This is a genomic window from Pseudofrankia coriaricola (assembly GCF_001854805.1).
Lineage (GTDB): Bacteria > Actinomycetota > Actinomycetes > Frankiales > Frankiaceae > Pseudofrankia.
Genome location: NZ_MBLO01000192.1, coordinates 1 through 1,594 on the forward strand (window position 1 = coordinate 1; position 1,594 = coordinate 1,594).

1 protein-coding gene is annotated in these 1,594 nt (G+C 71.1%); it reads right to left on the reverse strand.

Annotation, left to right across the window (positions count from 1 at the left end; all coding sequences use genetic code 11):
• Positions 1-244 precede the first annotated feature (244 nt).
• Complete coding sequence (locus tag BCD48_RS21965) at positions 245-1,468, reverse strand: IS4 family transposase (RefSeq protein WP_071050284.1); 1,224 nt, start codon at positions 1,466-1,468, stop codon at positions 245-247.
• Between the last annotated feature and the right edge of the window lie 126 nt (positions 1,469-1,594).

The following is a 1,594-nucleotide window of genomic DNA, read 5'->3' on the forward strand; positions in this document are numbered from 1 at the left end:
CAATGCCGTGAAGCGTAGTTTGATCTTTCCGGGATGTGGTCATGCTGCGCGTGGGGCGAGCGGGTGGAGCCGGATCGTTGGCGGGCCTGGATGGCGGATTGAGGCGGGTTCGTCGCGTTTCTTGACGCGGTAGCTGTTGTGGCGGGGGCGTTTGACGACGCGGGGGCAGGTGCGGTGGCGCCGCGGTGGGTTGAGCGTGCGGGTGATCTCGGCGTGGAACCGGGGTAGCTGGGCGTGCCAGTCGTCAGGGGGGAATGTCCGCCGTCCCGGTGGCGGAACGGCGGACGAGGCGCAGGGTTCGGGCGAAGCCGACCCGGTCGGGGTCGATGTCGGCTGCCTCGGCTGCGTGGGCGATCAGGGCGGTGAGCGCGTACTGGACGGTCAGCCAGGCCCACATCTCCTGGATGGCCAGGTCCGGCAGCCGGGAGCGCAGGATCCTGCCGGGGCCGCGGAGATGGGTCTTGAGCTGGTCGTTCGCGGTCTCCTCCTCCCAGCGCTCGTTGTAGCCGGCGGCGAGTTCGTCGGCCCGGGCGTCACGTGGGTCGAGGATGGAGGTGAGCAGGACGACCAGTTCTCCGGTGCCGTTGCCGGCCCGGTCGGGGATGTCGTACTCGACGACCCGGGCCAGGTGCGCCTCGTCCGGGTCGAGTTCGGCGCCGGCCCTCGCGGCGTCGAGCAGCGCGGCCCGCCGCCGGCTGCCCGTGATCTCCGGGTTGATCAGCACGGTCAGGAACGTGCCGTCAGCCAGGACGTCGACGACCGGCAGGTTCAGCCCGGTCGGGGCCCGCCAGATCAGGTCGCCGCCGGTGCCGGCCGCCAGTCCCCAGTTGTCGAACGAGTAGAACCCCCGGTCGGCGGTCAGCACCTCGTCCCGCCGAAGCCGCATGAGCACCCCGCGGGCCAGCGTCCTCTCCCCGGCCGCCCAGCCACCGACCTCGGCGGCCCGGAACGCGTGCGTGCCGCACTCCACCAACGCGACGACCCGGATCTTCGGAAAGGCCGACCGTTTCTCGCCCGAGCCGGCATAGCCGAACTCGGCGGCGTTGTCCTCGGTGTCGGGCACGTCGACCTCGAACCCGTCGACCGCGAGCAGCAGCCGGCCCCGCAGCCACGCCCCCCGCGTCGAGGGCGTCGCGACCTGGCCGGCGACCCGCTCGAACACCTCGGCCATCACCGCCCGGCCCAGCCGTTTACGCGCCTGGGTGATCCCGCTCGCACTCGGCGGCGCCCACGCCGCGTCCCAGCAGCCGAACCGGTCCAGCGACCCGGTGACCTTCGCCGCGACCTCGGCGTAGTCGTCGTCCGGGAACAGGCACATTCCCAGCGTCAGATACGACGTCACATGCGGCGGGAGCTTCCCGCCCTTCCGCCGCTCGCCGACCCCACAGACCTCGACCGCCTCATCCACCGCGTCACGCGGGACCGCCGTCACCAGCACCCCGACCGACACCTGGTCCGGGGACATCATCGAAGCCACGAACCGTGACCAAACCACCCACCAGCACAGATGCCACGCCGCCACGCCGTACCAACCCGCCGGCCAGCAACAGCGGAAGATCAGCCATCCAAGATCGACTTAAGCTTCACGGCATTG